The organism is Cryocola sp. 340MFSha3.1 (assembly GCF_000383315.1).
Taxonomy (GTDB): Bacteria; Actinomycetota; Actinomycetes; order Actinomycetales; family Microbacteriaceae; genus Leifsonia.
In genome coordinates, this window is record NZ_KB911087.1 from 953,283 (window position 1) to 977,405 (window position 24,123).

A 24,123-nucleotide genomic window follows, 5' to 3' on the forward strand; every position below is an offset into this window, starting at 1 on the left:
CTGAACCCACCAGCGAGTCCTGCTAAAGCGTTTGACCAGCTCACGATAACTCAGGCTACAATCCTGGTCAAGCGTTTAAGCAGACGACGATGTCACGAAAGGTTCACGATGTTCTCTTTGCCGGACTCCTGGGTGTGGGACTTCTGGTTGGCCGACGACGGCGAGCGGCACCACCTGTTCTTCCTCTACGCATCGCGCGCGTTGAAAGATCCCGAAGCCCGCCACTATCGGGCGTCCATCGGGCATGCGGTGTCCACTGACCTGACGGACTGGACCCGTGTGGAGGACGCCCTGGTGCGATCGGACGCACCCGCGTTCGACGACCTCGCCACCTGGACGGGGTCCATCGTCCGCGGCGACGATGGCCTCTGGCGCATGTTCTACACCGGGTCGACGCTTGCACCGGATGGGGTGAAGAACATCCAGTCGATCGGCGTCGCCACCTCCGAAGACCTGCGCGACTGGACGAAATCGGCCGCGAACCCGATTCTGACCGCCGACCCGCGATGGTACGAGACCCTCTCCCCCGACTGGCACGACGAAGCGTTCCGCGACCCCTGGGTGTTCCGGGATCCCGCCGGCGAAGGGTGGCACATGCTGATCACCGCGCGCGCGAAGACCGGCGACCCGTTCAGCCGAGGGGTCGTGGGACACGCGACCTCCACGGACCTGGACCGCTGGGTTCTGCAGCCTCCGCTGACCTCCCCCGTCGACCACGGTTTCGGGCAGCTCGAGGTCACTCAGACCGAGTCGGTGGAGGGTCAGTCGGTGCTGATCTTCTCGTGTCTGGCGGAACACGCGAGCGCCGCGCGTCGCGAGCACACCGGCGGCGTGTGGGCTGCGCCGGCCGGCGGACTCGTCGGCTCGTTCGACATCGATGCCACCTACCCGATCACGGACGCGAACCTGTACAGCGGCCGTCTCGCCCGCCTCCGAGACGGCTCGTGGGCGATGCTCGCTTTCCGCCTCACAGGAGAGCACACACCCTTCGTGGGCGAGATCACGGATCCCCTGCCGGTGGCGTGGGACGGCGGCCGGCTGGTGGTGGCGACGGGACTCTAGCGCTCGCCACTCGGCGCGAGAGCCGGCAGGTTGCGCTCTGCGACGAACAACACGATGAGTACGCCCACCACGCTCGCAAGCGCGATCAGAGGGGAGAGCATGCCGAGCACGGGCGCGAGAGCGACGAAGGCCGCGGCGATCACGAGACGGACGACATTCCAGCGGCCGAGGAGGCGTCGAGCGAACGCTGCGGTCCCCGCGAGATAACAGGCGACTCCCCCGCTGAGCGCGGCGGCGCCGAACAGTCCGAAGCCCTCGTTCGACTCGGCGTGTGCCATCGCGACCTCGAGGCCGAGCGCCGCGAGCACGATGCCGCCGACCAGGGCCAGGTGGAGGTAGGTGTACGCGTCGGTGGCAGCCCGGCCGCGGTCGACGACGGGGACAGCCATGAGAGCCCGCTCGGCGTCGCCGGCGAGCCGGGTGAAGTAGGCCCACCACAGAGCGATGCAGATCAGCATCGACAACACCACGCCGAGAAGGATGGCGAGGCTGATCGGCTCGGTTGAGGCCCCTGTGCCGATGCCGAGAATGGACTCGCCGAGGGCGAGGATCACGATCAGTCCGTGTCGCTCCGTGAAATGAGCGGTGGAGCGCACCGGCCAGGCGACGCCGACGCTGGTGCGGTAGGAGACGATCGGCTCGATCACCACCGCGGCGATGGTGCACCAGATCTGCCACGGGGCACCGAGCAGGGCTCCGGCGACCAGCAGTCCTCCGGACGGAACGACGGAGAGAGTGACGGTGATCAGCGTGCGTCGGCGGAGCTCGGGGGCGGCGAGCCAGACGAAGACGATCGCGTGGGTGATCCGAGCGACGAGGTAGGCGCCGACGAACACGAGGGGGCCGAACAGGCCGTCGGGCAGGTCGTCGTAGGCCTCCAGGACGACGATGCCCGCGACGAACATCGCCGTCATGCCGATGATCATGGCCACGCGGACCACGCCTTGGTCGGCGTGGGCGATGTTCGAGAGCCACCCGTAGGCGGTCCAGGCCCACCACAGCAGGGCGAGGATGACCAGCGCCTGAAGGATGCCGAGGGCATCGTGCTGCTGCGCCATCAGGCGGCTGAGCTGAGTGAAGGCGAACACGAACGCGAGGTCGAAGAAGAGTTCGAGCGTCGTGACGCGGTCGCCCTCGCGACTGGTGACGGCTCGGATCAGCGGATCACCTGAACCCTGTTGGCGCCCTCTCATGGCGTGGCCCGGACATCGCCGCGAACGACGAAAGGCGACAGCCGCTCCCGGAACACTGCGGCGAGCCGGGCGCGGTTGCCCGGATCGAGGCTGTCAGCGCTGGGACGGACGACGTGGCCGTTCTCGAGGTAGCTGCCCGACGGAACAGCTGCGCGGCTCGCAGCGAGCACCAGCTGCGCGCCGCGCGACGCAGGGCCGCCGATGCGACCCATCATCGCGGCGCTGAGCGGGGTGTCGTTGAGCCCCGGGCACAGTGCGACGACATCGTGGGACGAGGCGGCCTCCTCCTCGGCGAGGAGCGACGACCACGTCACCATCGCCAGTTTCGCCCGCGCGTAGGCGGCGATCGGGGTGTAGTCGTGTTCCAGGTCGACGTCGTCGAAGTCGAAGTGCTCGACGCGGTGCGCCGAGGAGCCGACGTTGACGATCCGAGCGCCCTCGGCGAGTCGGGGGATGAGGAGGCGGGTGAACAGCGCCGGTGCGAGTGCGTTGACCTGCAATGTGCGTTCGAATCCGTCGGGGGTGACGATCCGCTCCGCAGCTCCAGGAACACCCGCGTCGTTGATGAGCAGATCGATCGATCGTGCCACCGTGCCGACCCGCTCCGCTGCCGAGACGACGTCGGCCAGGCGGGTGAAATCCGCCGAGATGTAGTGGACCTCGGCGTTACCCGCACGGCGGATCCGTTCGAGGGCGGGAGCGGCATCCCGCTCCGATTCGATGCCGAGCGCGATCAGGATGGTCGACATGCCGGCGAGTCGGAGGGCGGTCGCCTCGCCGATGCCGCTGGTCGCCCCGGTGAGGACGACCGTCCCGAACCCGGCGCTCACAGTGCGTACCCGCCGGTCGCCAGGATGTCTTCGCCCGTGATCCACGCCGAGTCGTCGGAGACGAGGAACGCGATGACCTTCCCGACATCGGCCGGCTCGCCGATGCGGCCGAAGGCGGTCTTCGCTGCGAGCCCGTCGATCACCTCGGGGAAGCGCTCGAAGGCGTTGTCGCCGAGGCGCGTCCGGGTCGGGCCGGGGCTGATGGAGTTCACGCGGATCGACCGGCCGGCGAGTTCCTTGGCCAGGTACCGTGTGGCCGTGGTGAGACCGCCCTTCATCGCCGCGTACCCGGAGTAGCCGGGCTCGGTGTCGCCGGGGCGCACAGAGCTGCTGGAGGTGTTCACGATCGCGCCGCCGTCTTCGATCAGAGGCAGGAGGGCCTGGGTGAGGAAGTACGGACCGCGCAGGAGTACCCGGTAGTAGGCGTCGAACGCGTCCTCCGTCATCTCCTCGAAGCCCATCCCGCCGCCGAAACCGGCGTTGTTCACCAGCGCATGAATGCCATCCGCTCCCCACTCCGTTCTCACCACGCGGGTGAGCGTGTTCGCGAAGTCGGCGAAGGTGTCCGTGCGGCTGATGTCGAGCGGAAGCGCGACCGCCGTGCCTCCGTTCTCCCGGATCTCCTCGACGGTCCTCTCAGCGCCCTCTGGGCGCGCGTTGTAGGTGATGACGACGCCCATTCCGCGGGCGGCGATCTCAATGGCGGCGCCGCGCCCGATGCCGGAGCTCGCTCCGGTGATGACGACGATCTTCTGGTCGGATGTCTGTTCGCTCATGCTTCAACACAACCGTCAGCCCCCTGCGGCGAGTTAGGGGAATCCCATCGACTCCTTGCACAAAACTGTCATCTTCGACAGGAATGGATGCCTTCCTCGAGGGATGATGTTTCACTCTTCCCATGTCCTTCGATGAGTTCCGCGCCCTCGTGGCGCAACACGCCCCGGGTGGCGTCAGTCCGACGGCGATCCCCGGCGTGGTCGTGTCGCGGATGGACCACGGCGGTTCGCAGGACGAATCCACGACGGGCACGATCCTCGCCATCGTCGCGCAAGGCACCAAACGACTCTCGGTGGGAGGAACAGTCCACGACTACGGAGCCGGGCAATATCTGGTCGCCTCCGTGGACCTCCCGGTCTCCGGGCACTTCACCGACGCCACCCCCGAGCATCCCGCGTTGGGATTCGGTCTGGAGCTGCGCTCGGAAGTGATCGCCGAACTCATGCTGACCGCCTCCGCGGCAGAGTTCCCGCGGCCGTCGCGCGGGGAGTCATCCCCTCCGGCGATCGCCGTCGGAGAGACCTCGCCGCGGCTGCTGGACGCGACCATCCGCATGCTGCGACTGCTCGACCACCCCCGGGACATCCCGGTGCTCGCCCCCATGATCGAACGGGAGATCCTCTGGCTGATCATGTCGGGCGACCAGGGCGCGACCGTGCGACAGCTGGGACTCGCCGACAGCAGCCTCAGCCGCGTCCGCCACGTCGTTCGCTGGATACGGGAGCACTTCTCCGAGCCGCTCCGCGTCGACGAGCTCGCCGAACGCGCGAGGATGAGCCCCTCAGCGTTTCACCGAGCGTTCCACGCGGTCACCTCGATGAGCCCGATCCAATACCAGAAGAGCATCCGTTTGCAGGAAGCGCGGCTGCGCCTGATCGCGAACCCGGGCGACATCGGCGCGACCGCCTACGCGGTCGGATACGAGAGCCCGTCGCAGTTCAGCCGGGAGTACCGGCGCGAGTTCGGCGCGTCGCCCAGTGAAGACGCGGTCGCGCTGCGCGGGTCGGCGCGGGCGTGACCGTCTTCGGAGAGAACCTCGTCACGTAAGTGAGGTCTTACGCCTCCGACGGTCCATGGATGTAGAAGGCGATGTCATCCGCGGAGATACGTGCTCTGACGGGCGCGAGATCATCTCGGTAGACCTCTAGTTCCGCTAGCTTGCCGTTCACGACATGCAGCAAGAGATGTATGAACACCCCATCGGTATCGGCGACCTCCGCATCCGCAAAGACTCCACGGACATCGCCCAACTGCACACCCTGAGTCGGAGTCAATCGGAAACTGTCCGTACCGTGAATGCCACTCACATCAAGGTTGGGGAGCTGTGAGCTCAGCAACCGATCATCTCCCCGGAGACCTTCGACAGCCCGAGTTACGAGCTCAATCACAGTGGACCGCGAGAGGGACACGTCGACTGACACCTCCTACTTCGGCAATGATTTATCGGTCTTGTGCGCGCGGACGGCCACCACTTCACCGGTCGCAATCGCCCGACCTTCCCAGAGTGCCATGACGTCGCCTACGGAAAAGCGATCGAGCCATGCATCCGGGTCCAGCAGCGAAGCCTCCACATCGTAGGTCTGACCCAACCGCAGGACCCTTCCGCGGAGCCAAACGCGACAGTCGTACATGGTCGGGTCACCACGACCGATCGGGCAGGAGTAGTGGTCGGCATTCCCGCCTATGTCCGTCATGCGACCCCCCTCCTCGGTGCTAAGGAATCGAACCTTCATCACCAGATCGGGTAGAGCCTCGCTAGGTTTCACTCTCAGCACCAATCCACTTGGCCCTCGACCCGAGAGTCGAAGGGCGGCAAGACGCGCCTAGGCGCCCGTTTGCTGGCCGCATCAGTGGCCCCTCAATTCGTAAACGGGAGGGATCGCGCCACTTTCGATGTGAGCGAGGAAAATATCTGAGGCCTCTTGATAGGAGAAGGCTTCGCTCTGTTCGACCTGTACCTCAAAGTTCGACCACTGCACCTGTACCTTCGAGGCACTGCCCTCGCTACGCGAGCGCCTCCCGACCGTGAAGAGACGCCCGGTGCCATCGAACTGAAGTCGCACTTCAACGGTCAGCTTGTCGGCTGCGCCCGCACACTGAATAAAACTCTCCGGGAAGTAATCAGCACTCAGGTCAGCTACGCTCTTGACACCCTCGGGTAGCTTCCAGACCAGCACGGCGAACGAGTTGCTTCCGTCAAGTTGGGACAACAAAGCGGGAATCGTCTGGTTGATTGGCCGGAAGTCCTCGGTGAGGTCCATCGTTACCGCGCCGTCAAGCTCGATTCCGAACCGTTCTTGCATCTCCCTCATCGCCTACGTGGGCCGGTCGGGCCATGGTCCGCTACAACACTGCCGACGGACCCCGTCGAATGGCGTCATTCGCCGCTCGCTCTCGAACGCTATCGACTCGACGAATTGATCAACAAGCTCGCTCGCCTGCGAAGCTTTACAGAGAGCAACGACATGTTGCATTGCGTGAGAGCCATTGCCCCGTCGAGCCCTGCGTCGGGCTGCGCCCCACCCGCTCCCCCAAACGCCGGCTCTCGCTGCGCTCGGGTCGGCGCCCGGAGCCCCTCGCGCGCGGGGACCCCAATAGACAGCAGCGAGCAGTGAAAAAGCCGGTGGGCACGTCGGTCGCGAAGCGACCTCGTGCCCACCGGCTTTTTCACTGCGTCGGGCTGACAGGATTTGAACCTGCGACCCCTTGACCCCCAGTCAAGTGCGCTACCAAGCTGCGCCACAGCCCGTTGTCGCCGCCCGAGCCGAGGCTCCGCGCGGGGCAACTCGACCATCCTACCGTGTCGGAGAGGTGCCCCGCGCACGCCGGGTCAGATGTCCTTCGTCACCCAGTCCATCAGCTTCGGCGAGCCCAGGGTGCCGCCGAGGTGACAGATGACGACCACGCGGCCTGCGCGTCGAGCGGGTCGTCGGGCGACGCGGTGGCCGGAGCCGGCGTCGCGGTGGCAGTCGACGTCAAGGTCACCGTCGGTGTCGGCCCCCGCCGCGAGCGTCATCGCCTGTCTTTCGTGCCGGCAGGGATGCGGTGCGCCACCCGAAGGCACACGGATCCCCGCCGGCACTGCGCCGTCGCACCGGCCGAATGACCTGTGCGAACGGGCGCCCGGACCGCCCCGCCCCGCAGCGGGTGTCCAGGTATGAGTCGGCGACGGGGCGCGAGTGGGGGGAGTCAGCGTCCCGCCGCCGAGCTGGGTTCAGCGGCTGGAGCCGCCGATGATCTGGTCGACCTCGTCCTGGCTGAGCGGGGTCCAGGGCGACGAGTCGGGGTTTGCGCTGGCGGCCTCGGGGCTGTCGCCCTGCGTCCACCACTTAGCTTCGTAGGGTACCCCGTCGAAGAGGACGCGCTGCCCCTTGTCGTAGGCGCTGGTCCCGGCCCAGGTCGGGTACGTCCCGGCGGGCAGGGTCGGCTGCGGGATGGGCGTCTCGCCCGGGAGCACCGGGCCGACGAGCTCCCACGGCGTCTCCCACGCGTTCAGCACGGGGTTGTCGGGCACGTCGCCCTTCGTCCACCACTTCGCCTGGTACACGTTGTGGTGCCAGACGACCTTCGTGCCCTTGAGGTACGAGTTCTTCGACGCCCACACCGGGTACGGCGAGTGGGCCGGGTCGTCCGCGGTCGCCGTGGAGGTCGGCTCGGCCGTCGTGACAGCGCCCTCCCCCAGCGCGATGTGTCCGTCGAAGCCCTTCGCCAGGACGGTCGCGAACGACGTCTTGCCCTGGTCGACGCCGCTGCAGGCGTCGGAGACGACGGTCACATCCACATAGTTCGACCCACAGGTCTTGTCGCGGTTCGCCGACCACATCGACATGCGCCCCAGGCCGTTCGACACCGCCCAGCTGTTGAAGGAGGCGGCGTCCGCAAGCGTGAACACCTCGCCCTCGATGTCGTTCTGGCCGATCATCGGGGTGGCGCCGAGCTTCGCCCAGAGGCTGGGGTCGCTCTGGTGCAGCTTCGCGCGGTCGTAGAGGATGCCGAGCTGGCGCTGGGCGGCGGACACGGCGGACTCCGCGGTCTTGGCCATCGAGGTCTTCGCGTCCTTGGCGTCGCCGAAGTCCATGGTCATCACGTTGACGCCGGCGATGTCGACCTTCGCCTTCAGCATGGCGGCGATCGCATCCGTGCCGTCCGAGGTCATCCCGGTGGGCGCCACGGGCAGGGTCAGCCACACGGCGAGGCTCTTGCCCGCGGCACGGCGCTCCTGCTGCAGTGCGGCGATCGCCTCGGCGCGGCGGGCGGCGGCGTCCTTGTCGGCGAGTCCGCCGCCCTCGAGGTCGAGGTCGATCGTGCCGATCTTGTAGCGGTCGACGACGGACGCGTACGCGTTCTTCAGCGCGGACGGGTCGACGCAGTGCACAGCCAGCTCGTCGTTCCGCTGGCCGCCGAACGACACCGCGACGGTGCCGCCCTGCTGCTGGAGGCGCGCGATGCGGCGGTCAAGATCCAGGGATCCACGAGCCTGGTCGAGCGAGTAGGCACCGCCCCAGCTGGGCGCGCACGGGTCCGACGGCGACGACACGACGAACGAGAGGACGGCATCCTTCGTCGTCGTGCCGCCCAGGTTCTCGAATGCGAACCGGGGCGTCGCCGTCACATCCACGTAGGAGGCGAACCACGGCTTCGCGTCGACCGCCGCGCGGGCGCTCCACCACTGCAGGCCGACCGCGCCGGCGGACACGACGACGATGGCGACGAGGGCGGCGCCGATCACGCGCCACGGCGACAGGCGGCGGCCGCTCGCGGACTCGGGAGCCTGTGCGCGCTCGACGGCGTCCGCCGAGATCTTCTTCTGGGATGCGCGAGCCATCAGGCGGCCTGCCTCTCGCCAGAGACGGACTCGGCCGGAGCGGATCCGTTCGCGGCGGCCGCTGCCTCGGAGCCCTCGGCGCCGGACGCCTCCACCGCCTGGGCGGCAGCGCCATTCACGGGGACCTCCGAGCCCTGCAGCGGCACCTCGGCGTCCTCGGTCCGGGCGTCGACGACCGCGCCGACCCGGGCGAGGTGCGGCACCTCGCCGCCCGCGTGGCCGTGGTAGAGCACGGAACGCCAGTCGATGGATGCGGTCTGCGGTGCGGCCTCCTCGGTCGAACGGCGGCGCGACTTGTCCACGTACAGCGGCTTCGTCATCCCGATCCAGATGTCGACGATGGTGTTCCAGATGCCGATGTAGGCGACGATCGCCCAGATCGCCAGGGTGGCGTTGAACGCGGCGAACGCAGCGTTGCCCCAGTTCTGCGCGTTGACGTCACGCCACAGCGTGAACAGCGAGAAGGCGACGATCGCGAGCGGCGCGATCACGTACAGCAGCGGCGACGCCGTGCGGTTCTTGACCTTCGGCGTGCGGGCGAACGGGATCTTCTTGCCTGTCAGCGACTGCTGGATCGACTTGAGGACACCGGCCAGGTTCACCGGAAGCAGGATGAGGTTGAAGCCGTAGATCCGGAAGATGTCGGTGGCCTTGTACCCGCTGTAGCGCAGGTCGGCCGCCTGGCTGATGAAGTACGGCAGCGCGGCGAGGAGCACCATCGGGCTGAGCAGCCGGCCGTCGTACGGGTACGCCAGCAGGAAGATCAGGCCGAAGCTGGCCCAGCTGATCGACGCCATGTAGTTGACGCGCAGCAGCAGCTCGATGCGCGAGACGGTCTCGCCGCGGCGCTTCCGCTCCTTCACCTGACGCCACAGCTTCGGGAGGATCAGCAGACCGCCGTTCGCCCAGCGGCGACGCTGCACGATCAGCGAACCGAAGTCCGGCGGGGTCGCGGAGTAGCTGAGGCGCTCGGGGTAGTTGGACAGCGTCCAGCCGTGGGTGCCGAGGTCGATGCTCGACTCGGTGTCCTCGATGACGGTGCGGTCCTGGATGTAGCGGCGCACCTCGAAGCCGCCGACGAACTCGGTCTCGACGATGTCGTCCAGCGCGCTCTTGCGGATCACCGCGTTCGCGCCCACCCAGAACGTCGCGCCGTAGTACGACTTGCCCTGGTGCAGGATGTGCTGGATGTCGGTGGTCGCACCGGCGAGACGCTCGATGCGGGTGCCGGCGCCGCGGAACGACGAGTACGGCGTTTGCGTCACAGCGACGCGGGCGTTGTCGGGCTGCTGCAGGAAGTAGGTGAGCCGGAGGCAGTACTCGCGCAGCAGGATGGAGTCGGCATCCAGGGTCAGCAGGAAGTCGCTGTCCGGGATCTCGATGTCACCGGGGCGGCGCTGGCCGGCGGCGACCGGGCTGAGGATCTGTCCCTCCGGCGTCTCCTCGACGCGGTAGGTGCCGCCCATCAGGCCGATGTAGGCGTTGAGGTTCATCGCCTTGTTCGCCTCGTGCGAGAGGGACGCCCACTTCTTGCGCTCGAAGACGGCGAGGTCGGCGTCGAACGTCCACGACAGGCGACGGTACAACTGCGCGACGCGCTTGCTGGTGAGCGAGGCGCCCTCGGCGATCGCGGCCGAGACGGCCTCGCCGGTCAGCGCCAGGTCGTCGCCGAGAGCGCGGAGCACCTGGTCGGCGAAGAAGACGTCGACGTGGTCCTCGACGGTGTGGGCGTCCGCCTGGGCGTAGAGCCACTGGGCGGCCCAGCGGTAGTGGTCGGCGAGCTCCCGCGCGGCCTCGTCGGTCGCATACACGCCGGTGTCGCCGAGCTCGTAGCGCATCAGTGCGTCGGAGAACCGGAAACGGGGCTCGGCCAGCGTTGCGCTGATGTCGTGCGCGAGGTCGCGGGTCGCCTCGAGGCGCTCACGAACATCCGGGTCGCTCGGGTCGGGGTTGTCGTCGAGGAGCAGCACGACCCGCTTGGAGGGGAACTCCTGCAGGGCGGCGGAGAGCAGCGTCATCCGCACCACCTCGGGCTCCTCGGCGTACGACGGGACCAGGACGGTGATCGACGGCTGGTTGTCGGCGAAGTGGCGGTCGAGTTCGGCACGCGGCACGCGGACGTGCTTCTGGAAGCGCTGGAGCGCTCCCTGCCGGGCCACCAGATACATGAGGGCGGAGAAGGTGAGGAAGGTCACGACGACCGTGTAGCCGATGGCCTCCATCGTGAAGCGGAAGTTCTGGCTGCCGCTGTCGATGAACTGGCGGATGATCGTGGTGACCACGTAGATCGCCCAGAAGAGGACGGTCAGCACGATGGCGACGCGGCTCCAGGTGATCTTCCGGTCGGAGGGCTTCGGGTGGACCGTCGGGAGCGGCTCTGTGCGCTTCTCGGAGCCGAGCTGGCGCTTTCGGGCAGGGGTGTATGCGGTTGTAGAACTCATGATCGGGTATGCGTCCTTCAGAAGACGGGAGCCCGGCCCTCGGGTGGGCACGGTCGGGTGGCTCCCGGTTGTCCACACTAGTGAGGACAATCCGGGGTACAAATACCCCTTTTAGGGTCGCCCCCTCTTTGGGGTGGCTTCCCTGCCTCCTTTCTCAGATTCGGCCGGTGTGTCGCGCTTGCGCTGACCGATCTCCATGCATATGCATCAAAGGTCGGGAGCGTGTCGGAGGGTGCGGTCTAGGCTGGCCGCATGCCGTCGCAGCCGTCACCGCAGCTGTGGCGGGGGCGCAGCCCGCTCGGAACCCTGCTCCTGCTCGTGGGCCTGGTGGTCGGAATCCCCGTGGCCCTGCTGTTCGGGATGCTGCTCCTGGCTCTCGGTGTGCTCGGCGGTGTCCTCGCGGCGGTCGGCTGGCTGCTCTCCGTAGCGGCGGCGTGGGTCTGGTACGCGGTGCAGCGCACCCGGCGCATCCCGTATCCCTTCGGCGCACCGCCGCCCACGACCCGACGTAACAGACGCGTCGCGCTCAGTGGCCTGTACCTGTCGCTCGTGCCGCGGACCGTCGGAGGCGTCGCACGCGTCACCGGGTGGCTGCTCTCGCCGCTCGCTCTGCTGGTGTCGCTGGTCGGGCTGTTCCTCCCCCGCTGGCGGGCGAAACCCTACCTCGCGGTGTTCACGCTGCCCTCGCTGCTGCGCAAGGTGGTCAACCTCGGTCGCAGGCGCGGGCTGCTGCGCGACGGCCACGACGCGGTGCTGACCGGCTATGACGACTTCCTCGGGCGCGCGTTCCCGCTCATCCGTGACGTCCTCGACTGGTGGAACGACCCGCTCGCCGGCGACGACTATACGCCGACGCCGGGACTGCCCGACGTGCCCGCGGGACTGCTGGGGCTGCCGCTGGGGCCCTCCCCCGATCCCCTCGGGCAGCCGGGCATCGCCGCCGGAGCCATGCGTCGCCGGTCGATCCGCTCGCTGCGGGATGTGCTGCTCAGCCAGCGAGAGATCGACGACCTCTGCGACCCGGACCTCGACGACCGCGCCGACGTCGCGACCGTACGGATCGTGGAGGTGCCGCCGTCCGGGCATTCCGGCCGGCGCTGGATCGTGCAGTTCGCGAGCACGAAGTCCTGGCATCCGCGGGCCGGCGCGGCGCCCAACGACCTCACGGCGGACCTGCTGATCGGGGCAGGCGACGAGCCGACCGTGGCGCGCGCGAGCTTGGCGGCGATGCGGGAGGCGGGCATCCGGCCGGGTGAGCCCGTGCTGCTGGCTGGGTTCAGCCTGGGCGGGATGGTCGCCGCGCAGATCGCCGCCTCGGCGGTCGCCGATGGGCTCGATGTCACGCATCTGGTGGTGGCGGGCTCACCGCTCGGGCGGATCGTCGTGCCGCCGACGGTGAGCGTGCTGGCGCTGGAGCATGTGCTCGATCCGGTTCCGCGGATCGAAGGGCGCGAGAATCCGCTTCGTGGGTCGCTCGGGGCGCCCTTCCTCACGGTGAAGGCGCGGCCGCCGCTGTCGCTCGGATTCCGGATCGGAGCGCTGCACCAGTCGACCGCCTACGCGGACACGGCGGCGATGGTGGAGGCCGACCCGCCGGATGGGTCGGTCGCCCTGCTGCTCGCCGGGCTGGCGCCGTTCTTCGGGCCGGGCCAGCGAATCCACGACCGGGCCGCCGTGCGTGCGGGCGGGCTGCCGCCGCGGCCATCGGTCCCGTTCTACCTGCACAGCACGGTCGAGGAGGGCATCACGCGCGGGACGCTGCGGCAGACCGTTCGGCGGCTGCCGGGCGTCATCGCGGTCGACGTCTACCAGTCGCGCAGCGGGTTCGCGACGACGATCCTGTGGAACGCCGACATGCTGGTCCGCGAGCTCGATCCGTGGCTGATCGCCGCCGGACGCACCGCGGTGTACCGGGGACTGCTGTCGTTGCTCGCGCGGCGGCGTGCTGTCGGCATCCACCTGCGGCTGCAGGCACGGTCGACGCCCGGGATCACCTGGGAGGCGACGGTGCAGCGGCTCTCGGACGGGCGCTGGCGCGAGTCCATCGACGTCACGGTCGACGACCGCGCCGATCCGGATGCGGTGCGCCGCCTCTTCCCGGGAGGGACCGCCCCGGTCGTGGTCGTCCACGACCCCGACGCGTTCGACCCCATCCTCGACGTGGCCCGCCAGCGCTGACGTCGCCCCTCCGCCACTCCGCCCCACAGCCACACCGTCGACTCCGCACAGACTGCACACCGCGGGGCGGTTTTGTGTGCAGTTTTTGCGTACTCGACGGTGGGTGGACGGGGACGGGGTCAGCGCTTGCGCTTCTCGCGGACGCGCATGTTGAGGACGATCGGGGTGCCCTCGAAGCCGTAGACCTCGCGGAGGCGGCGGATGATGTACCGCCGGTAGCCCGGGTCGAGGAACCCGGTCGTGAACACCACGAATGTCGGCGGGCGGCTCGTCGCCTGCGTGCCGAAGAGGATGCGCGGCTGCTTGCCGCCACGGACCGGGTGCGGATGCGCGGCCGTGAGCTCGGCGAGGAACGCGTTGAACTTGCCGGTCGGGATGCGGGTGTCCCACGACTCGAGCGCGAGCTCCAGCGCAGGGACGAGCTTCTCGAGGTGGCGCCCGGTGCGCGCGGAGATGTTGACCCGCGGCGCCCAGGAGACGTGCGCCAGATCCTGCTCGATCTCCCGCTCCAGGTACCGGCGACGGTCGTCGTCGAGGAGATCCCACTTGTTGAACGCGAGCACGAGCGCGCGGCCCGACTCGAGCACGAGGTCGATGATCCGGACGTCCTGCTCGCTGATCGGCTCGCTCACATCGAGGACGACCACGGCGACCTCCGCCTTCTCCAGCGCGGTGGATGTGCGCAGCGACGCGTAGAAGTCGGCGCCCTGCTGCAGGTGCACGCGGCGGCGGATTCCGGCGGTGTCGACGAACCGCCAGATGCGGCCGCCGAGCTCGACCTGCTCGTCCACCGGGTCGCGCGTTGTGCCCGCGAGCTCGTTGACGACGACGCGCTCCTCCCCCGCGGCCTTGTTGAGCAACGACGACTTGCCGACGTTCGGACGACCCAGGATCGCGACGCGGCGCGGACCGCCGACCTCCTGCTTGGCGACGGCCGACACCTCCGGCAGCACCTTCAGGAGCTCGTCCAGCAGGTCCGCGACACCGCGGCCGTGCAGGGCGGAGACGGGATGCGGCTCGCCGAGGCCGAGCGACCACAGTTCGGTCGCATACGGCTCCTGGCGTGCGTCGTCGACCTTGTTCGCGGCGAGGAAGACAGGCTTCTTCGTCTTGCGGAGCAGCCGGACGACGTGCTCGTCGGTCGACGTCGCGCCGACCGTCGCGTCCACGACGAAGAGCACCGCGTCTGCGAGATCGATGGCGACCTCCGCCTGCGCGGCGACCGAGGCGTCGATCCCGCGGGCGTCGGGCTCCCAGCCGCCGGTGTCCACCAGGGTGAACCGGCGACCGTTCCACTCCGCCTGGTACGAGACGCGGTCGCGCGTCACACCCGGAGTGTCCTCGACGACGGCCTCACGGCGGCCGAGGATGCGGTTGACGAGCGCGGACTTGCCGACGTTCGGCCGCCCCACGATCGCGAGCACCGGTAGTGCCGGCAGGTAGGTGATGCCGTCGACGTCCTCGCCGGCGACCTCGAGGATGTCGAGGTCGCTCTCGTCGAGCTCGTACTCTTCGAGACCGCTCCGCAGCGCGTTGGCGCGCTGGACGGCGAGTTCCTCGTCGAGCTCGGAAAGCCGGGTGACGAGGTCGTCGTCGCCGGTCGGCTCGTTTTCGATGTCAGACATGTGCTGCTTTCTGTACGACCTGGATGACCGCGTCGACGGTCTGGTCGAAGTCGAGGTCGGTGGAGTCGACGGTGGTCACACCGTCCGCGGCGTTCATGAAGTCGACGACACGGGCGTCGGCCTCGTCGCGTCTCCGAAGTGCCTCGCCGACGTGGGCGGCGGAATGGCCGGCCAGCTCGGCGGAACGCCTGGCCATTCTAACGGCTTCGTCGGCGGTCAGCAGGATGCGCACCGGCGCATCCGGGCAGACCACGGTCGTGATGTCGCGGCCCTCGACCACGATCCCGTCGCGGTCGGTCGTGCGGATGATGTGCCGGAACAGCCCGGTGAGGAACTCCCGCACCTCGGGGACCCGCGCGATCGCACTGACGACGGCGGTCACTTCCGGCGTCCGGATGGCCTCGGTCACGTCGGCGTCGCCGACGAACACGTGGTACGTGTCGGGGTCGGTGCCGATCCGGTAGTCGAAGTCGGGAAGGGAGTCGATCACCGCCGCGGCGTCCGTCGGGTCGACCTGCCGCTCCACGACGTACCAGCTGAGCGCGCGGTAGGCGGCGCCGGTGTCGAGGTAGGCCCAGCCGAGCCGCTTGGCGGCCGCCTTGCTCACGCTCGACTTGCCGCTGCCGGCCGGTCCGTCGACCGCGACCACAATTGTCTCGGTCATCCGGTGATCCTCCATCCACGTTCGGTCAGGTCTTCGACGGTGCGGTGCAGCACCTCGGGCAGCACCGCGATATCGGCGAGGCCGAAGGCCGCGCCGGGCGAGTGCTCCAGGCGCAGGTCCTCCATGTTCACGCCGAGTTCGCCGAGCTCGTGCAGCAGGCGCGCCAGTTCGCCCGGGCGGTCCTCCACCATCACCACGAAGCGCGAATATTTCCGGTCCTGGCCGTGCTTGCCCGGGAGCCGGGACACCCCGATGTTGCCGCCCGCGATCTCCTCCGCGATGGTGCGGCGGGCTCCCGCGGCGTCGAGGTCGCCGAGGGCGATGAGCACGCGGTCGAGGTCGTCGCGGTAGGCGCGGAGGATCTCGACGATGGCGGGCGCGTTCGCCCCGAGGATCTGGACCCACAGTTCCGGCTCGCTCGCGGCGATGCGCGTGACGTCACGGACGCCCTGCCCCGCGAGCGCGAGGGCCGTGTCCGGTGAGTCCGCCAGGCGCTTCGCCATGAGGGAGGAGACGAGCTGGGGCGCGTGCGAGACGAGAGCGACGGCGGCGTCGTGCTCGGCCGCATCCATCTCGACCGGGGTGGCGCCGAGGTCGAGGATGAGCGCCTCCACCAGGCTCACGGCTGGTCGCGGGTTCTCAGGGCGCGCGGCGACGACCCAGGGCCGGCCGATGAACAGGTCGGCGCGCGCGGACGAGGGCCCACCGCGCTCCCGCCCGGCGAGCGGGTGGCCCCCGACGTAGCGGGCGAGGTCGACCCCGGCGTCCTGCAATTCGGCGAGCGGAGCGACCTTCACACTGGCGACATCGGTGACGATGGCATCGGGATGCGCGGCCAGCTCTTCCGCGACGACCTTCCCGGTGAGGTCCGGCGGCACGGCGACCACGATGAGCGCGGGCTCCGCTCCCCCGTCGTCGAGCCGACCCGCCCCATAGTCCGCCGCCAGCCGCAGGTGCGCGGGCGACGCGTCGGCGAGCAGCACGTCGACGCCCCGGGCGCGCAGCCCGAGTCCGACGGATGCGCCGAGCAGCCCCGCGCCGACGACGCGGACGGGGCCGGAGAGGCGGGCGGAGATCTCAGTCACCCGTCCACCTTAGCCAGCGCGTGCCGCCCGTTTTCGCACTCGACCGGTCTCGGAGGAGGCTTCGGCGATATCCGTCACGGATCCCCTCCGTTTTCGGCGTACGCCCGGCGCGGCGCGGGAGGAGACCTCCGTTCGCCACAGCTGAGGTGGGTACGCGCAAACGGAGGAGTCTCGGGCCGACACGCCGGCGCCCGACGATGAACGGAGGTCGCAGCGGCGGGCACGCGCCGAACCGCCTCCGTTCCCGCCGAGGCTGCCGCGGGGATGAGCCGGAGGGCGCTCAGCGGTTCTCGCGCGAGATGGTGAGCAGCTGACCGAGTTCCGCCTTCGTGAGGTCGCGCAGCTGACCCGACTTCAGCGTGCCGAGGTGCAGCGGCCCGAACTGCCGCCGGACCAGCTCGACCACCGGGTGCCCGACCTCGGCGAGCATCCGCCGGACGATGCGGTTGCGGCCCGAATGCAGGGTGATCTCGACGAGCGAGTCGTCGCCGCGCGGGTTCGACTGCAGCAGCTTCGCCCTGTCGGCGGCGATCGGGCCGTCCTCCAGCTCGACGCCCTTCGTCAGCCGTCCGATCGTCTGCGGCGTGACGACGCCGCGCACGCGGGCGATGTACGTCTTCGTCACCCCGAACGACGGATGCGCGAGCACATGCGCCAGCTCGCCGTCGTTGGTGAGGATGAGCAGCCCGGAGGTCTCCGCATCCAGCCGGCCGACGTTGAACAGCCGCTCCGGGTAGTCCGCCGTGAAGCGCGAGAGGTCGGGCCGGCCCTGCTCGTCGCGCATGGAGCTCACAACGCCCACCGGCTTGTTGAGCATCACGTAGCGGCGGGAGGTGTCGAGCTGGACGGCCGTGCCGTCCACCGCCACCTGATCCACCTCCGGGTCGACTCGCGTTCCGAGCTCGCGGACGACCTTCCCGTTGACCGTCACGCGGCCCGCCACGATCATGTCCTCCGACACCCGGCGCGAGGCCACACCGGCGGCCGCCATCACTTTCTGCAGGCGCTCGCCCTGCATCGACTCAGCGGACATCGCCCTCGAACCCGTCCGCACCGTCTGCGAGCAGCGGCGAGATCTTGGGCAGCTCGTCGATCGAGTTGATGCCCAGCTGGCTGAGCAGCAGATCGGTGGTGCCGTAGTTGATCGCGCCGGTCTCGCTGTCGGTGAACAGCTCGGTGATCAGGCCGCGGCCCAGCAGCGTCCGCACCACGGAGTCCACGTTGACGGCTCGAATGGATGCGATGGCGCCGCGGCTGATCGGCTGCTTGTACGCGATCACCGCGAGGGTCTCCAGTGCCGCCTGCGAGAGCTTGGTCGGGTTCTGCTGCAGCACGTAGTCGGCCACGACGTGGTCGAACTCCTCGCGGACGTAGATGCGCCATCCCCCGCCCACCTCGCGCAGCTCGAAGCCGCGGCGGACACCGCCGCCCTCGCCGTCGAAGTCGGCGACGATCGTGGCGAGCGCCGCCCGGACGCGCTTCACCGGCGCTCCGACGGCCGTAGCCAGCGTGACCACACTCATCGGCTCGTCCGCGACCATGAGGATCGCCTCGAGGGCGCGCTCGATCTGCGCGTCCTCGACCGGCGCGGGCACTTCCGTGGTGTCGGTCACCTCGGTCGTCTCGGTCGCATCCGCGACGTCCGTGTTCTCAACCGTCATAGTCGGCTCCCAGATTCGACAGGTTCTCTTCTGACCAGTGCTCGGCGGTCCACCTCAGCGTGAGCTCGCCGAGCGGCTCCAGCTGCTCGAAGGCGATCGCCGCTCGCCGGTACAGCTCGAGCACGGCGAGGAACCGCGCGACGACGACGCCCTTCTGCTCGGCGCCGGCCACCAGCTGCCGGAAGCTCATCGGCTCGCCGTGGCGCAGCATCCCGACGACCACGGCGGCCTGCTCGCGGATGCTGACGAGCGGCGCGTGCAGGTGGTCGAGCCCGACGACGGGGACCTCGCGCGGCGTCATCGCCAGCGTGGCGAGGGCCGCGAAGTCGTCGAGGCTGAGCGTCCAGACGAGCTCAGGCGTGCGCTGGCGGAACTTGTCCTCTAGGCGCACCAGCCGGGCATGGCGGGCGCCCTCGGCCTCCAGCTGCTGCGCGAACCATGCGGAGGCCTCCTTGAAAGCGCGGTACTGCAGTAGCCGCGCGAAGAGGAGGTCGCGGGCCTCGAGCAGGGCGACGTCCTCCGCATCCACCAGCTCGCCCTGGGGCAGCAGACCGGCCACCTTCAGGTCGAGCAGGGTCGCCGCGACCAGCAGGAACTCGCTGGCCTCGTCGAGGCTCTCGTCGGTGTCGAGCTGGCGGAGGTAGGCGATGAACTCGTCCGTCACCCGGCTGAGCGAGATCTCGGTGATGTCGAGCTCGTGCTTGGTGATCAGCGAGAGCAGCAGGTCGAACGGGCCCTCGAAGTCGCCGAGGGAGACGCGGAAACCGGACGACTCCTCGGCGGCAACGGTCGCCGCCGGTTCGGTCGCCGCCGGTTCGGTCGTCCCCGGTTCGCTCGTATCAGGCGACGGCGCCACGGAACACCAGTTCCCGCGCCAGCTGGCGGTACGCCTCCGCCGCCTGGTGCTCGGGCGCGAACTGCGTGATCGGGGTGGCCGCGACCGACGCGTCCGGGAACTTCACCGTGCGCGAGATGACCGTCTCGAGCACGCGGTCGCCGAAGGCGTCGACGACGCGCTCCAGCACCTCGCGCGAGTGCAGCGTGCGCGAGTCGTACATGGTGGCGAGGATGCCGTCCAGCTCGATCGCGGGGTTCAGCCGCTCGCGCACCTTGTCGATCGTCTCGATGAGCAGAGCGACGCCGCGGAGGGCGAAGTACTCGCACTCGAGCGGGATGAGCACGCCGTGGCTGGCGGTGAGCGCGTTGACGGTCAGGATGCCGAGCGACGGCTGGCAGTCGACCAGGATCACGTCGTAGTCGTTGGCGACCTTGCGCAGTACGCCGGCGAGGATCTGCTCGCGGGCGACCTCGTTGACCAGGTGCACCTCGGCCGCGGACAGGTCGATGTTTGCCGGGATGATGTCGAGCCCGGGCGTCGACGTCGTCTGGATCGCTCCCTGCACGTCCGCGTTGCGGTTCAGCAGCAGGTCGTAGATGGTCGTCGCGTCGTGCGTGTGGGCGCCGAGGCCGGCGGACAGTGCACCCTGCGGGTCGAAGTCGACCGCGAGGACGCGACGGCCGTACTCGGCGAGGGAAGCGCCGAGGTTGATGCTGGTCGTCGTCTTGCCGACCCCGCCCTTCTGGTTGCAGAGGGCGATGATCTTCGCCGGACCGTGCTGCTTCAGCGGAGCGGGCACCGGGAACGCACGCTGCGGACGGCCGGTGGGTCCGGGCTTCGTGGCGATGGATGCGACATCCATGCCCGGCAGCTCGGTCTCGACCTCGTCGTTGCGCGTCACCTGGGTGTTCCTCGTCCCTCTCGTGGCCGGTCTTTCAAGGGGACAGTCTATCCGCGCCGTGCCCCGCTTGCGGGGCGCGCGCCCGGCGGTTCGGTACGCTGGCGGCGTGCAGCCGATGCCGTCCGCCCTCGAGACCCCGCGCCTGCGTCTGCGCCCGCGCGATGGGCGCGATGCCGAGTGGAACCTCGCACTGCTCGCCGAGCATCCCCTCGGCCGGGCTCCGGGCTCGGTGGAGGTCGAGCGGGAGCGGCTGGATGCGGAGCGCGCGACGTTCGAGGAATCCGGCTTCGGCCTGTATGCGATCGAGCTCGCCTCGACGGGTGAGGCGGTCGGGTACTGCGGGCTCGTGGTCGGGCGGGCCAGCGCATCCCAGCCGGAGGTCGCCTACGAGCTGCTGCGGGGCCATGTCGGGCACGGCTACGCGACCGAGGCCGCGGCTGCCGTCGCGGACGCGGCGTTCGACGCGGGGTTCCCGACCCTGTGGGCGACGGTAGCGACGTGGAACGCGCCCTCGTTCGGTGTGCTCGCGAAGCTCGGCTTCGCCGGGACGCGCCGCGCCGGCGGGGACGCACGCTCCGTGTTCGTGTGGCTGCGCTGCCGGGCCCCACGCCGCCGGCATCGCACGGCTCCGTAGGCGAAGATTTGCGCCAAATCGCGGTTATCGCAGCGCCAAAACCGCGATTTGCGCCAAATCTCGCGACTCCCGACTGCGGGACGGAGGGCGGCTCGCAGGGTTCAGCGCGCGCGCGGGTGGGAGGCGGTGTAGACGTCGCGGAGGGTGTCCGCGGTCACCAGCGTGTAGATCTGCGTCGTCGCGACCGACGAGTGGCCCAGCAGCTCCTGCACGACCCGCACGTCCGCTCCCCCGGCCAGCAGGTGCGTGGCGAACGAGTGCCGCAGCGTGTGGGGCGAGATCTCCAGGTCGAGCTTCGCCCGTTCTGCGGCCGCCCGGATGATGAGCCAGACGTTCTGGCGCGACAGCCGCGCCCCGCGCATGCCGAGGAACAACGCGGGGGTCGCCCGTCCCTTCGCCGACAGCACCGGCCGGGCGCGCACCAGGTAGGCGGAGAGCGCGGCCTGGGCGTAGCCGCCCAGCGGCACGATGCGCTGCTTGCTGCCCTTGCCGGTGAGACGGACGACGTCGGTGTCGATGACGTCGTCGACGTTGAGGTCGACGGCCTCACTGACGCGGGCGCCCGTGGCGTACATCAGCTCGAGCAGCGCCTTGTCGCGGAGCGCGGCCACGTCGTCGCCGTCCGTCGCGGCGAGCAGCGCCGCCACCTGGTCGACCGTGATCGCCTTCGGCAGGCGGCTGGGCAGTTTCGGCGGGCGCAGGTCGCGGGCCGCGTCGGCCTGCACGCGCCCCTCCTCGAGCAGGAACCGGTGGAACCCGCGGACCGTGGACAGCATCCGGGCGAGGGATGACGCCGTCAGCGGCGACTCCTCCCGCGTCCCGAGGTGCACGGCGAACTCGGAGAGGGTCGCCGGGGTGACGACCGACACATCCCCGATGCCCTGCTCCTCCAGCCAGGAGGCGTAGACGACCAGATCGCGGCGGTAGGCGGCTACGGTGTTCGCCGAGAGGCCGCGCTCGATGGCGACATGCCTCAGGAAGGCGTCGACATCGGCCGCGACGGTCATCTCGCGAGCTTGGGGTGGCTCGGCCAGGGCTCGTCCGCCGAGCCGAGCGTGGTCCATCCGCCGTCGCGCGCGGTGCGGGCGGCGAGCAGGGCGATGATCAGCGGAGCGTTGTGGACGCGGCGCTGCAGCACAGCCTCCACCGCCTCGTCGAGGGGCACCCAGCGCACCTCGATGTCGGCCTCCTCGGCTTCGCGGGCGAACGCGGAGCCGGTCGAGCTGACCCCGCGAGCCAGATAGATTCGCACCACCTCGTCGTTGCCACCGGGGCTGCTGAACATGTCGGCGAGCACATTCCACTCGTCCGCCTGAAGGTCGGCTTCCTCGCTCAGCTCCCGCTTCGCTGCTGCGAGCGGACTCTCCCCGGACATGTCGAGGAGTCCGGCCGGGATCTCCCAGTCGCGATGACGCACGGGGTGCCGATACTGCCGGATCAGCAGCACACGCCCGTCGTCGTCCATGGCGAGAATCGCCACGGCCCCTGTGTGATCGACGTACTCGCGCGTGATCTCTTCGCCGTTGTAGCGGAAGACATCGCGGCGCAAATCCCACACCGCACCCTCGAAGACCGTCTCGGATGAGACGATCTCCGGGCGGAAGGGCTGGTCGTTCAGCTCGGCTGCAGCGGTCTCGACGTTCTCCGTCATCAGGCTTCGGCGACCATCTCGGCGTCCGCCTCGGCGACCTCGAACAGGAGGCTCGCCTTCTGGCGGTCGAGGGCGGCGCCGACGAGCCCGGCGAAGAGCGGGTGCGCGCGGTTCGGGCGCGAGCGGAGCTCGGGGTGGGCCTGCGTGCCGACGTAGAACGGGTGGACGTCGCGCGGCAGCTCGACGTACTCGACCAGGTGGCCGTCCGGCGACGTGCCGGAGAACCAGAGACCCGCGTCGGCGATCTGCTCGCGGTAGTTGTTGTTCACCTCGTAGCGGTGGCGGTGACGCTCCGACGCCTCGTTCGAGCCGTACAGCTCAGAGACCAGGGAGCCCTCGGCGAGGTTCGCCGGGTACAGGCCCAGGCGCATCGTGCCGCCGAGGTCGCCGCCGGCGATGATGTCCACCTGCTCGGCCATGGTGGCGATCACGGGGAACTCGGTGTCCGGGTCGAACTCCGACGACGACGCGCCTCCGAGGCCGGCCTCGTGCCGGGCGTACTCGATGACCATGCACTGGAGGCCCAGGCACAGGCCGAGCGCGGGGATGCCGTTCTCACGCGCGAACCGGAGCGCGCCGACCTTCCCCTCGATGCCGCGAACGCCGAAGCCGCCGGGCACGCAGATGGCGTCGACGTCCGACAGCTGCGCCGCGGCGCCCTCGGGCGTCTGGCACTCGTCGGAGGCGATCCACTTCAGCTTCACCTTGGTGCGGTGGGCGAACCCGCCGGCGCGCAGGGCCTCGGTGACCGAGAGGTAGGCGTCGGGCAGGTCGATGTACTTGCCGACCAGGCCGATGGTGACCTCGTGCTTGGGGTCGTGGACCGACTCCAGCAGGCGCGCCCAGCCGTCCCAGTCGACGTCGGCGGCCTTGTCGAGTCCGAGCTGGTCGATGATGTACGCGTCGAGGCCCTGCTCGTGCAGCATGGTCGGGATGTCGTAGATGCTCGGCACGTCGACGGCGTTCACGACGGCCTGCTCATCCACGTCGCACATCAGCGCGATCTTGCGCTTGTTGCTGTCCGACACCGGGCGGTCGCTGCGCAGGACGAGCGCGTCCGGCTGGATGCCGATGGAGCGGAGGGCGGCGACCGAGTGCTGCGTCGGCTTGGTCTTCTGCTCGCCGGACGCGTTCATGAACGGCACGAGCGAGACGTGCACGAAGAAGCAGTTCTTGCGGCCGAGCTCGTGGCGCACCTGACGGGCCGACTCGATGAACGGCTGCGACTCGATGTCGCCGACGGTGCCGCCGATCTCGGTGATGATGACGTCGGGCGCGGGCTCGCCGTCCGGCCCCGGCTGCGCCTGCAGCCGCATCCGGCGCTTGATCTCGTCGGTGATGTGCGGGATGACCTGGACGGTGTCGCCGAGGTACTCGCCGCGGCGCTCCTTCGCGATGACGTTGGAGTAGATCTGCCCGGTGGTGACGTTGGCCGACTGCCCGAGGTTGATGTCGAGGAAGCGCTCGTAGTGCCCGATGTCGAGGTCGGTTTCCGCACCGTCGTCGGTGACGAAGACCTCACCGTGCTGGAACGGGTTCATCGTGCCCGGGTCCACGTTGAGATAGGGGTCGAGCTTCTGCATGACCACGCGGAGACCGCGGGCCGTCAGAAGGTTGCCGAGGGAGGCTGCCGTAAGGCCCTTCCCCAACGAAGAAACGACACCACCTGTCACGAAGATGTGCTTGGTAGTGCCGTTCGATGTGCCCGCGTCTGAATAATCCACCACGGGCTTATAGCCTATCACCCACCGGGGCTCC

General features: G+C 69.2%; 23 protein-coding genes and 1 tRNA gene. 4 read left to right on the top strand and 20 right to left on the bottom strand.

Annotated elements, in window-relative coordinates; translation table 11 throughout:
* Window positions 1-108 precede the first annotated feature (108 nt).
* Window positions 109-1,062 carry a glycoside hydrolase family protein gene (locus H284_RS0104595; protein ID WP_018190205.1) on the top strand — a complete coding sequence of 318 codons (954 nt, stop codon included), beginning with the start codon at window positions 109-111 and terminating at the stop codon, window positions 1,060-1,062.
* Here the strand turns inward: H284_RS0104595 and H284_RS0104600 are convergent.
* Genes H284_RS0104600 through H284_RS0104610 form a run of 3 tightly spaced genes read right to left on the bottom strand, consistent with a single transcriptional unit; the run spans window position 1,059 to window position 3,861 of the window.
* Window positions 1,059-2,255 (bottom strand): low temperature requirement protein A, encoded by a 1,197-nt coding sequence (locus H284_RS0104600; protein ID WP_018190204.1) that lies wholly within the window; start codon window positions 2,253-2,255, stop codon window positions 1,059-1,061. The genes H284_RS0104595 and H284_RS0104600 overlap by 4 nt on opposite strands.
* Entirely contained in the window at window positions 2,252-3,085 is an 834-nt protein-coding gene (locus tag H284_RS0104605) for an SDR family NAD(P)-dependent oxidoreductase (protein WP_020075325.1), read from the bottom strand. Before H284_RS0104605 ends, H284_RS0104600 begins: the two co-directional genes overlap by 4 nt.
* Entirely contained in the window at window positions 3,082-3,861 is a 780-nt protein-coding gene (locus tag H284_RS0104610; RefSeq protein WP_020075326.1) for an SDR family NAD(P)-dependent oxidoreductase, read from the bottom strand. The genes H284_RS0104605 and H284_RS0104610 overlap by 4 nt, the downstream gene beginning before the upstream one ends.
* Window positions 3,862-3,983: 122 nt before the next feature.
* Here H284_RS0104610 and H284_RS0104615 point away from each other — a divergent pair, with 122 nt between their 5' ends.
* Window positions 3,984-4,880 (top strand): AraC family transcriptional regulator, encoded by an 897-nt coding sequence (locus H284_RS0104615; RefSeq protein ID WP_018190201.1) that lies wholly within the window; start codon window positions 3,984-3,986, stop codon window positions 4,878-4,880.
* Between the two features lie 37 nt (window positions 4,881-4,917).
* On the opposite strand, the gene H284_RS21310 is transcribed toward H284_RS0104615, so the two are convergent.
* The 7 genes from H284_RS21310 to H284_RS0104650 all read right to left on the bottom strand — a co-directional run bounded on the left by H284_RS21310 (window position 4,918) and on the right by H284_RS0104650 (window position 11,128).
* Window positions 4,918-5,283, bottom strand: coding sequence for a DUF6984 family protein (locus H284_RS21310; RefSeq protein ID WP_502685484.1), 366 nt, complete (start codon window positions 5,281-5,283; stop codon window positions 4,918-4,920).
* A 3-nt stretch (window positions 5,284-5,286) separates the two neighbouring features.
* Window positions 5,287-5,451 (bottom strand): hypothetical protein, encoded by a 165-nt coding sequence (locus H284_RS21145; protein WP_231371067.1) that lies wholly within the window; start codon window positions 5,449-5,451, stop codon window positions 5,287-5,289.
* 258 nt (window positions 5,452-5,709) lie between these two features.
* Window positions 5,710-6,165 (bottom strand): hypothetical protein, encoded by a 456-nt coding sequence (locus tag H284_RS0104630; RefSeq protein ID WP_231371068.1) that lies wholly within the window; start codon window positions 6,163-6,165, stop codon window positions 5,710-5,712.
* Window positions 6,166-6,537: 372 nt separating this feature from the next.
* Window positions 6,538-6,611: transfer RNA gene (locus tag H284_RS0104635), tRNA-Pro, on the bottom strand.
* Window positions 6,612-6,692: 81 nt separating this feature from the next.
* Complete coding sequence (locus tag H284_RS0104640) at window positions 6,693-6,878, bottom strand: hypothetical protein (protein WP_018190197.1); 186 nt, start codon at window positions 6,876-6,878, stop codon at window positions 6,693-6,695.
* 198 nt (window positions 6,879-7,076) lie between these two features.
* A complete protein-coding gene (locus H284_RS0104645) occupies window positions 7,077-8,687 on the bottom strand; it encodes a chitinase (RefSeq protein WP_018190196.1) in 1,611 nt (536 codons plus the stop codon).
* A complete protein-coding gene (locus tag H284_RS0104650; RefSeq protein ID WP_020075327.1) occupies window positions 8,687-11,128 on the bottom strand; it encodes a glycosyltransferase family 2 protein in 2,442 nt (813 codons plus the stop codon). The genes H284_RS0104645 and H284_RS0104650 overlap by 1 nt, the downstream gene beginning before the upstream one ends.
* A gap of 252 nt (window positions 11,129-11,380) precedes the next feature.
* Here H284_RS0104650 and H284_RS0104655 point away from each other — a divergent pair, with 252 nt between their 5' ends.
* Window positions 11,381-13,306: a hypothetical protein gene (locus H284_RS0104655; RefSeq protein WP_029042817.1), complete on the top strand. Its 1,926-nt coding sequence runs from the start codon at window positions 11,381-11,383 to the stop codon at window positions 13,304-13,306.
* Between the two features lie 119 nt (window positions 13,307-13,425).
* Here H284_RS0104655 and der read toward each other — a convergent pair whose 3' ends face one another.
* The 7 genes from der to H284_RS0104690 all read right to left on the bottom strand — a co-directional run bounded on the left by der (window position 13,426) and on the right by H284_RS0104690 (window position 20,080).
* A complete protein-coding gene (der, locus tag H284_RS0104660) occupies window positions 13,426-14,931 on the bottom strand; it encodes a ribosome biogenesis GTPase Der (RefSeq protein WP_020075328.1) in 1,506 nt (501 codons plus the stop codon).
* Window positions 14,924-15,595 carry a (d)CMP kinase gene (gene cmk, locus H284_RS0104665; protein WP_029042818.1) on the bottom strand — a complete coding sequence of 224 codons (672 nt, stop codon included), beginning with the start codon at window positions 15,593-15,595 and terminating at the stop codon, window positions 14,924-14,926. Before cmk ends, der begins: the two co-directional genes overlap by 8 nt.
* Entirely contained in the window at window positions 15,592-16,680 is a 1,089-nt protein-coding gene (locus H284_RS0104670; protein ID WP_020075330.1) for a prephenate dehydrogenase, read from the bottom strand. Before H284_RS0104670 ends, cmk begins: the two co-directional genes overlap by 4 nt.
* Before the next feature lie 280 nt (window positions 16,681-16,960).
* Window positions 16,961-17,713 carry a pseudouridine synthase gene (locus tag H284_RS0104675; protein ID WP_018190191.1) on the bottom strand — a complete coding sequence of 251 codons (753 nt, stop codon included), beginning with the start codon at window positions 17,711-17,713 and terminating at the stop codon, window positions 16,961-16,963.
* The gene (gene scpB / locus H284_RS0104680) at window positions 17,703-18,341 is read right to left on the bottom strand and encodes an SMC-Scp complex subunit ScpB (protein ID WP_018190190.1); all 639 of its coding nucleotides are present in this window, start codon (window positions 18,339-18,341) and stop codon (window positions 17,703-17,705) included. Before scpB ends, H284_RS0104675 begins: the two co-directional genes overlap by 11 nt.
* Entirely contained in the window at window positions 18,331-19,197 is an 867-nt protein-coding gene (locus H284_RS0104685) for a segregation and condensation protein A (protein WP_020075331.1), read from the bottom strand. Before H284_RS0104685 ends, scpB begins: the two co-directional genes overlap by 11 nt.
* Window positions 19,181-20,080, bottom strand: coding sequence for a ParA family protein (locus H284_RS0104690; RefSeq protein ID WP_018190188.1), 900 nt, complete (start codon window positions 20,078-20,080; stop codon window positions 19,181-19,183). The genes H284_RS0104685 and H284_RS0104690 overlap by 17 nt, the downstream gene beginning before the upstream one ends.
* Before the next feature lie 115 nt (window positions 20,081-20,195).
* Here H284_RS0104690 and H284_RS0104695 point away from each other — a divergent pair, with 115 nt between their 5' ends.
* Window positions 20,196-20,714, top strand: coding sequence for a GNAT family N-acetyltransferase (locus H284_RS0104695; protein ID WP_231371168.1), 519 nt, complete (start codon window positions 20,196-20,198; stop codon window positions 20,712-20,714).
* Window positions 20,715-20,815: 101 nt separating this feature from the next.
* Here H284_RS0104695 and xerD read toward each other — a convergent pair whose 3' ends face one another.
* The 3 genes from xerD to pyrG are packed head-to-tail and all read right to left on the bottom strand — an operon-like array spanning window position 20,816 to window position 24,092.
* Window positions 20,816-21,721 (bottom strand): site-specific tyrosine recombinase XerD, encoded by a 906-nt coding sequence (gene xerD / locus H284_RS0104700; protein WP_018190186.1) that lies wholly within the window; start codon window positions 21,719-21,721, stop codon window positions 20,816-20,818.
* Window positions 21,718-22,365 (bottom strand): NUDIX domain-containing protein, encoded by a 648-nt coding sequence (locus H284_RS0104705; protein ID WP_020075333.1) that lies wholly within the window; start codon window positions 22,363-22,365, stop codon window positions 21,718-21,720. Before H284_RS0104705 ends, xerD begins: the two co-directional genes overlap by 4 nt.
* Window positions 22,365-24,092: a CTP synthase gene (gene pyrG, locus H284_RS0104710; RefSeq protein ID WP_081626597.1), complete on the bottom strand. Its 1,728-nt coding sequence runs from the start codon at window positions 24,090-24,092 to the stop codon at window positions 22,365-22,367. Before pyrG ends, H284_RS0104705 begins: the two co-directional genes overlap by 1 nt.
* Window positions 24,093-24,123 lie beyond the last annotated feature (31 nt).

Bases quoted from the DNA above. Each gene is read 5' to 3' on its own strand.
- H284_RS0104595 (WP_018190205.1), top strand. From the start codon at position 109: ATGTTCTCTTTGCCGGACTCCTGGGTGTGGGACTTCTGGTTGGCCGAC.
- H284_RS0104600 (WP_018190204.1), bottom strand. From the start codon at position 2,255: ATGAGAGGGCGCCAACAGGGTTCAGGTGATCCGCTGATCCGAGCCGTC.
- H284_RS0104610 (WP_020075326.1), bottom strand. From the start codon at position 3,861: ATGAGCGAACAGACATCCGACCAGAAGATCGTCGTCATCACCGGAGCG.
- H284_RS0104615 (WP_018190201.1), top strand. From the start codon at position 3,984: ATGTCCTTCGATGAGTTCCGCGCCCTCGTGGCGCAACACGCCCCGGGT.
- H284_RS0104630 (WP_231371068.1), bottom strand. From the start codon at position 6,165: ATGCAAGAACGGTTCGGAATCGAGCTTGACGGCGCGGTAACGATGGAC.
- H284_RS0104640 (WP_018190197.1), bottom strand. From the start codon at position 6,878: ATGACGCTCGCGGCGGGGGCCGACACCGACGGTGACCTTGACGTCGAC.
- H284_RS0104645 (WP_018190196.1), bottom strand. From the start codon at position 8,687: ATGGCTCGCGCATCCCAGAAGAAGATCTCGGCGGACGCCGTCGAGCGC.
- H284_RS0104650 (WP_020075327.1), bottom strand. From the start codon at position 11,128: ATGAGTTCTACAACCGCATACACCCCTGCCCGAAAGCGCCAGCTCGGC.
- H284_RS0104655 (WP_029042817.1), top strand. From the start codon at position 11,381: ATGCCGTCGCAGCCGTCACCGCAGCTGTGGCGGGGGCGCAGCCCGCTC.
- der (WP_020075328.1), bottom strand. From the start codon at position 14,931: ATGTCTGACATCGAAAACGAGCCGACCGGCGACGACGACCTCGTCACC.
- cmk (WP_029042818.1), bottom strand. From the start codon at position 15,595: ATGACCGAGACAATTGTGGTCGCGGTCGACGGACCGGCCGGCAGCGGC.
- H284_RS0104675 (WP_018190191.1), bottom strand. From the start codon at position 17,713: ATGTCCGCTGAGTCGATGCAGGGCGAGCGCCTGCAGAAAGTGATGGCG.
- scpB (WP_018190190.1), bottom strand. From the start codon at position 18,341: ATGACGGTTGAGAACACGGACGTCGCGGATGCGACCGAGACGACCGAG.
- H284_RS0104695 (WP_231371168.1), top strand. From the start codon at position 20,196: ATGCCGTCCGCCCTCGAGACCCCGCGCCTGCGTCTGCGCCCGCGCGAT.
- xerD (WP_018190186.1), bottom strand. From the start codon at position 21,721: ATGACCGTCGCGGCCGATGTCGACGCCTTCCTGAGGCATGTCGCCATC.
- H284_RS0104705 (WP_020075333.1), bottom strand. From the start codon at position 22,365: ATGACGGAGAACGTCGAGACCGCTGCAGCCGAGCTGAACGACCAGCCC.